This window comes from Flagellimonas onchidii, assembly GCF_004804315.1.
GTDB lineage: Bacteria > Bacteroidota > Bacteroidia > Flavobacteriales > Flavobacteriaceae > Flagellimonas > Flagellimonas onchidii.
In genome coordinates, this window is the sequence record NZ_SRXX01000038.1 from 1 (window position 1) to 7,442 (window position 7,442).

The following is a 7,442-nucleotide window of genomic DNA, read 5'->3' on the forward strand; positions in this document are numbered from 1 at the left end:
TGGTCGGTAATACAGGCTTGAACTGGGGACTGAACTTTCTTCGTTTTCCTTTCATAATCTCGGTTAAATTTAAACTTTCGTTTTTTAACCAAGCAACTGGTCTAGTTTTCGGGGAGCATTACAGATTTTCTCATGAAGAAAATAACGGATAATATACTGTTTTCCTGCATCTTATCGACTTTTTAATTGAACATTTTTTATGCAAAGTCGAAAGTTAAATCACGCCCTAAAGCCCTATCAAGTTACGATAAAAATCGCAATAGTGCGTACACCGGATAGTACACCTTTTATTTGATTTTAAATGATATTATATAACATCATAAAAATAAAAATCATTGAAAATCAAATGATTAACGATGCTTTTTGTTGACCTATTTCTAGGTTCGTCGGGGTGGCAGGATGTCAGCCAATCCCATTATATTTTTAAAAATCAAATAGTTACGTTTTATTAGAAACACTTGGTGACCGAATAGGTAACTTATTTGACAAGAACTTTTGTTACTATTTGCTTTTTAAAGCGATTCAAATATAAAATGAATTTATAACTAAAAAAAAGACTGTATTTGTTATTTTAAATATATTTTCTTTCTGTTATAGACTTTCACTTTTTGTTACTTTTAAACAAGTCAAACGGCAAGAAAACATTTATGTATTTAAAAACTTCAACAGATTTAGTTCCATTATTTAAAAGATTAATAAGGAACTTAAAACCTTATGCAAATCAGCAAGGTGTTATTTTAAGCTTCAGAAGTAAAATTAAATCTTTGAAAGATTCTTACAACCCCGAAGAAATTATACCACAATTTTCAAATGTAATAAGCAGTATCATTTCATATACACCACAATCTTATGAAGTAAGTATAAGTTTTGACTGTTCTACAGAAAATGCTGTTTTGAAAATTTCTAATACAGGTGCGGATTTAAGTAGAATCCGTGAAATTACAAACGAGCTAAATTATTCCTTTAATACAAAACGAATAGAAAATGGAACAATCTTTAAAATAGAAATACCAATAAATACTTTAAACAGAACAAAAACTGACGATAAAGATAAGAATAATCTTGGCTACACCCCGTATTATAAGGAAATTGAGAATAGATTATCCAATTATTTTAGTGATCTAAAAAAAATGCAGAACGCTGCTGACCAAAAAAGTGCAAAATCAGGCCTCTTTCTTAGAAGGGCAAATACTATTATTCAAACACATATGGATGATCATAACTTCAAGGTAAGTGCCTTAGCCTCTGCTATGTCATTAAGCAGGGCTCAGTTATATCGTAAAATGAAAATGTTGACAAATATGTCTCCAAGTCAATATCTGTTATATTTCAGATTACATGTAGCGCGAGAATTATTAGAAACTAAAGGCAATGGCTTTAATGTAAGTGAAGCAGGATATAAAGTGGGGTTTATAAGTAAGAGCCATTTTACCAGATCTTTTCAAAAACAGTTTGGGTTTATACCATCAAAGGTTGTAAATAATATGCAACGATGAAGCAACAAATTGCAACTAACAGTCAAAAAAAGTATCCTTTATCTCTCTAACTTTGACCTGTTAAAGAGCAATAGTATGGATAAGATAAAACAAAATCGAGCATTTATAGTTCGTTATTTTAATGCCATATCAGGTGTAAAAAAAACGAAAGAACTGTGTGAAAAATTTATGATCGATCCAAAATTAATAGACCATATTTTATTTTTTGATGGAGCCTTTCCTGGATATGAATTGTTCATAGAAGAAATGATTGCTGAAGAGAAAAAAGTATTGGTAAGAGGGAGAGCCAAAGGTGTTCACGAAGCTGAATTCAATGGTATACCTCCCACCTATAAAGAGATGGATTTGCCTTTTGTAATACGCTATACTATCGAAGATGGAAAAATCGTTGATCATTGGCTTATGGCCGATCAAGTTATATTAATGAAGCAATTAGGCATTTCTGACTCAAAAGAAATACAACCTACCTAGTACAATACCTTTTCATACAGGTAATTATTTAACCCAATTTTTATTGATTTTTTAGTACGAAGTGTATTTCGTATAGGATTCCTATACTTCATTATTTAAATAATAATAAAACAAAAACTATGAAAAATGTATTCATTCTAATTATCTGTTTGACAGTTGTCTATTGTCTATCCTCTTTTAAGGATGAATCCCTTAAAACAATCAATAACTTTCAAAATACAATAGTTGAGATGAAGACTATATCTATGGGCAATGGACTCATTAATGTATTTGCTAAAAGTAAAAACGGAGAAATATGGAACAAATGGTGGGATGGAAAAAAATGGAACGGATGGCAAAGTCTAGGAGGCATAAAACCTTTAAACAAACATCTATCAGTAGTGAGTTGGGGAGCAAATCGTATTGATTTATTTGTATTGGGGAGAACTGGCTCAGTTCATCATAAATATTGGAATGGTAGCCAATGGAGTAATAATTGGAAAAACTTAGGAGGAGAAATACCATATAGTTCTAATATTTCTGCTGTTAGTTGGGGGGAAAACCGTATAGATTTATTTGTCAAAGGCAAGGATAAGTCAGTTTATCAAAAATCTTGGAATGGTAACCAATGGAGCAAAGATTGGACTAACCTAGGTGGACAGATACCTGAAAGTTCACAAATATCTTCTGTAAGCTGGGGGGAAAACCGTATAGACTTGTTTGTAAAGGGCACGGATAAATCAGTATACCACAAATATTGGAACGGTAGCCAATGGAGCAAAGGATGGATAAACTTAGGAGGTCAACTACCTGAAAGTTCACAAATATCTTCTGTAAGCTGGGGAAAAAACCGTATAGATTTGTTTGTAAAGGGTGCGGATAAATCAGTATATCACAAATATTGGAACGGTAGTCAATGGAGCAAAGGGTGGATAAGTTTAGGAGGGCAATTACCTGAAAGTTCACAAATATCTTCTGTAAGCTGGGGGGAAAACCGTATAGACTTGTTTGTAAAGGGCACGGATAAATCAGTATACCACAAATATTGGAACGGTAGCCAATGGAGCAAAGGATGGATAAACTTAGGAGGGCAACTACCTGAAAGTTCACAAATATCTTCTGTAAGTTGGGGAACAAACCGTATAGACTTATTTGTAAAGGGTATGGATAAGTCAGTATATCATAAATGGCTTAGTGACAATCAATGGAATAAGGGTTGGGCAAACTTGTTACAAACAAACTTACCTATACCAAAAGTAGATGGTAGCATTGAAATTTTTAAACCAGAGAATTTTGGGGAAGGTTGTATTACTACAGCTGAAGGACATCTTAAAGGTAACAATAGAAATATTGGAAGTTCATCGGAAGGTAAAGTAAGTATGAAATTTGAGTTAGTAAACAATTCTATCCGAGCTACTGCTAATGTAAAAATATGGCCAGACATAGATTTTGTAAGTGCAACATGGTCTAAAATTATATTTAAAGGGGGCGATAAAGAGATTAAGGGATTTGATATTATTTCTCACCCATCAATTCAACCAAACTTTCAATCTAAGCATATACAAATTGATGAGTTTACATTACCTAAAGGAGGTGCTGATTTTTTTGACTGCCATAAAGGAACAATTAAAGAAGTAAAAACAAGATACGGGCTAATAAAAATGGTTGGTGATACTGGCGGAACAGATATTACCACCAATTATGATTGCAGTTGTGATGCTAAACTGGTTGACATCATATTTAACAAAATGGTTGTTAAGTATAACAACAGCCAAAATGAGATCTGTACACATTTTGGCAATGACACCTTAAAACCGACTTACGAATTCACTATTTATAATACAGATGGTTTTGAATTTACTTTTACAGAAAAAGATGCTGTTAACCCTAATGATTTTGAAGTAATGCTAAAACCAAACACGGGTGGGAGACTTAGATATAAACTAGTTGTTAATGATATAGGAGGACTCAAAAAAGTGCGTCTCAAAACCTTTAATAAAGGTCTTGATTTTATGAATAACATATCTAACACACACAATTGGAAAATTAACAAAACAAGTTCAGAATTCGAATATCAGTTGGATGGGGATGTAAGCAATCCTATGTGCAAAGCAGAACTACACGGCATGATACGCTTTAAAAGCAATAACATAGATCGCAATGAAATATTTATTCTTAATGTAGAAGATTTTAGTGGCAACTCATTAAACAGACAAATAAATGTTACAGTAAAAAATAAACTGCAAAAAGAAAAAGTGAAATATTTCTTTAATTATAAATAATTGCCATGAAAACTTTATATAAAGCTAAGAACATCGACGATTCACAAGATATGAAGAAAAGGAATAAAATCATTCTTACGATTTTGGTATTGCCCATATTGGTCAGCGCACAGCTTAGGAACAACGTCAACCTTGTAGCTACACTAGAACCACCAAAAGGTGATGAACTCCATTTTGGAAACCTAACGGCAATATCGGGCGATGGCAATACTATCGTTGTTTATGGCAGAGGCATTCAGTATAACACCAGCATAGACTTGAAGGGGAATAGTGAGAAAGTAAATATGAAAATGAGGGGAGCCGGAGTCTTAGTAACCTATAAAATGGTAAGAGGTAAACCTTTAAGAATAAGACAGTTGTTGAGAGGAAATGTCCCAAACGAATTTTTTGGAAACAAAGTGTCCCTCTCCTTTGATGGAAAGACTATGGCTGTAGGCAGCACAATGGCTTATTTTATAAAAAATAGTGAAAGCGACCACATGAACGGAGCAATGTATTCAAGCGACGGATGCGGTAAGGTAAATGTATATTCGTTCGATGATGAAAACCAGATTTGGGTTCCCAAGGGACAGGAGCTTCACGGGAAAATCTATGGAGGGACTCAGGTCAATACCGGCAACATTTACCTTCCGAGGGTCATTAGCGGCGAAGGTTTTGGCCAAGTAGCTATTTCAGACGATGGAAATATATTGGCGGTTGGCACCCCAGGACATAGCAAAGGAAAAGGTCTTGTTAAGACATATCGCTTTAATGGCATAGGCTGGAATTTGATGCACGAAATACAATCCCCATTACCAGATAAATCCTATCGTTTTGGTGTTAGGTTGGCCTTGTCGGGCAACGGCAAACGATTGGTGACAGCTTTTCGGGCAACGGCAGAAAATTTTTTCATGGTGTACGATTTGGAAAATGAAAGATGGACAAGAAAGGTTGCTGGGATAGGAAAAGGAAATTCTGAGTTTGACTTTGTAGTATCGAAGAAGGGCAAATTTATTTCCGCTGGGGAGAAGCTATATAAAATTGGAGCCAACAAAAAAATAGAGCTGGTAGATGATTTTGGCGAAAACAAAAACATTGTCAAAATATCAGTTGATGGTACTAAACTGATAGTACTTGACAGAAAGAAACAAACGGGGAATAATAGTCCAGGCGTGGTTTACTTCTACAAAAAATCAGAAAACGGTTATAGACAAAATGTTAACATGGTATACGAAGGCGATGTGATTTCAGCAAATGAAGGCTGTTCATATTTTTTGCTTTCAAGCAAAAACTTGGGTCAATTTGGTCCTCCGTTAAGACTATACAAAGTTGCCGCAAACTTTGAAATGTTTAACGGCCCAATAGAAATTATTGTTCTACCTGCTAAAAATGATTGACCTCTATTTGGTGGACTAAATAGTACACTTTTTATGTAAAATAATACTGTAATAAAGTAAGGATTAATATCAAGAATTGAAAGGATAAAACCAAATGAAAAAAGAAAGGAACTGGTCCAATTTATAGATCTTCATGCACAATGTAAGAAACTTATACAAGAAGTTAAAGCAAATTTATTGTGTGGATGGGAAAGAGCAAATGTCATTAATTATAATTCCAGAAAATGGGCACAATTACCTAGTTGAATTTATATCTACAATGAATACCAATCCCTCAAAATATAAATCAAATAGATATAGTAGTCTCGGTCCTATCAGTTTTAGGCATGATATTGTTTTCGAAAAAATTAGAGTTCTAGAATTAAATAATTAAGAGTTATGGTATTAAAGAAAAGTAAAACTGTTTTTATATTATTCATCCTGTACTATTGTTCGCTGAATGCCCAAAAAGTTGGAGAAACTTATTACATACAATCAGCCATTGGAAATAATAAATACTTAGAGGTTAAAGATGCTAATCCTAATAGATGGACACCATTACAGCTTTGGGATTATAAAGGCACTAAAGAACAGAAATTTAAACTGGTTGATGCAGGTGAAGGTTATTTTTATATACAATCAGAATTAGGACGGGCACTACATGTACAAGATGCTAACAAAAACCCACAAGCAAAAGTAAACCTTTGGGAAATTGTAAACCAGGATAACTTAAAATGGAGATTTATAGACGCTGGTAATAGCTACCATTACATCCAATCCAAATTAGGAACTTATTTAGATATACAATGGGGGAAAGATGCCAACGGTACACCTATTTGGATGTGGAATGGTAATAATGGCAATGCTCAAAAATGGAAATTGGCTCCATTAACATTCCAAATGGTTGAAACTCCCGTTTATGTAAATCTTGCATTTGATGCTAAAAGTGATATCAAGAAAAATAAAAACGGTATACAGAAAACATTAACTGCCAAGCTAAGCAATGGTAATAGGAATGATATTAAAATTCTCAACAATTCAGAAAAGTACAATGATGAGTTTTGTACCGTAGTTACATATGATATTGAAAATACATCAAGCGAAGATATAGGGTATATCATAACAAGCGGCTATGATAGTGATATATATCCAGGAGCAATATACAAGAGTAATGCTTTTATGGATGGCACTTTAGAATCACCAAATTATAACAGAATCCCTTTTAATCTATCTATTGATTTGGTATCTGCAAGTTCTGGAGCTTTAACTACAACTGTTGGGGATGAAAGTACAGCAATTAATTTTGCTAGTGTATTACAATCTATTAGTGGTTTGTTGAAAGAAAACAAAAATGTAAGAGTATCGGCAAATAATGGTATTATATTAAAAAAAATAGACGATGAAAGGCAGCTTAAAGTAGCTTTTGAAGGGAAAGCACATGCTTTTGGCTCAAGTATAAGTACTAGTGCTAACTATGATTATAATAAGAAAAAGAATGTATATATAGGCCGATTTTTTCAAAAGTACTATACTATAAAATTAGACCAAAACCCAGTTTTAGTATCCAATCCTCCTTTACTAGCTAATGATGTTTATATTTCCGAGGTAGCCTACGGAAGAATAGGATATATTAAAATAGAATCAGAAAATACGCTACATGAAGTACAAAAAGCGTTTACTACAAAAGCTAATGCATTAGTTGCTGGTGGAAGTATGAACATTGATGCTAAATTTAAGCTGTAATAGTTAAGACTTAATCTGACAATCTTAATAAATTAGTTTAACCCTTAAATTAGATTTGTCAGATGAGTACAGAAGAAAAGATCATCAAACCAAAGTTAGGATTATTAGAACTTGCC

The 7,442-nt window shown here is 33.4% G+C and carries 5 protein-coding genes; all 5 read left to right on the forward strand.

The window, feature by feature from the left end; all coding sequences use genetic code 11:
• Nucleotides 1–647: 647 nt before the first annotated feature.
• The 5 genes from E4661_RS18655 to E4661_RS18675 all read left to right on the forward strand — a co-directional run bounded on the left by E4661_RS18655 (nt 648) and on the right by E4661_RS18675 (nt 7,326).
• A complete protein-coding gene (locus E4661_RS18655) occupies nt 648–1,496 on the forward strand; it encodes a helix-turn-helix domain-containing protein (RefSeq protein ID WP_136468979.1) in 849 nt (282 codons plus the stop codon).
• 75 nt (nt 1,497–1,571) lie between these two features.
• A complete protein-coding gene (locus E4661_RS18660) occupies nt 1,572–1,967 on the forward strand; it encodes an ester cyclase (protein ID WP_136468980.1) in 396 nt (131 codons plus the stop codon).
• A gap of 119 nt (nt 1,968–2,086) precedes the next feature.
• Entirely contained in the window at nt 2,087–4,228 is a 2,142-nt protein-coding gene (locus E4661_RS18665; protein ID WP_136468981.1) for a PLL family lectin, read from the forward strand.
• A gap of 5 nt (nt 4,229–4,233) precedes the next feature.
• Nucleotides 4,234–5,604, forward strand: coding sequence for a hypothetical protein (locus E4661_RS18670; RefSeq protein WP_136468982.1), 1,371 nt, complete (start codon nt 4,234–4,236; stop codon nt 5,602–5,604).
• Nucleotides 5,605–5,982: 378 nt separating this feature from the next.
• A complete protein-coding gene (locus E4661_RS18675; protein WP_136468983.1) occupies nt 5,983–7,326 on the forward strand; it encodes an RICIN domain-containing protein in 1,344 nt (447 codons plus the stop codon).
• Nucleotides 7,327–7,442 lie beyond the last annotated feature (116 nt).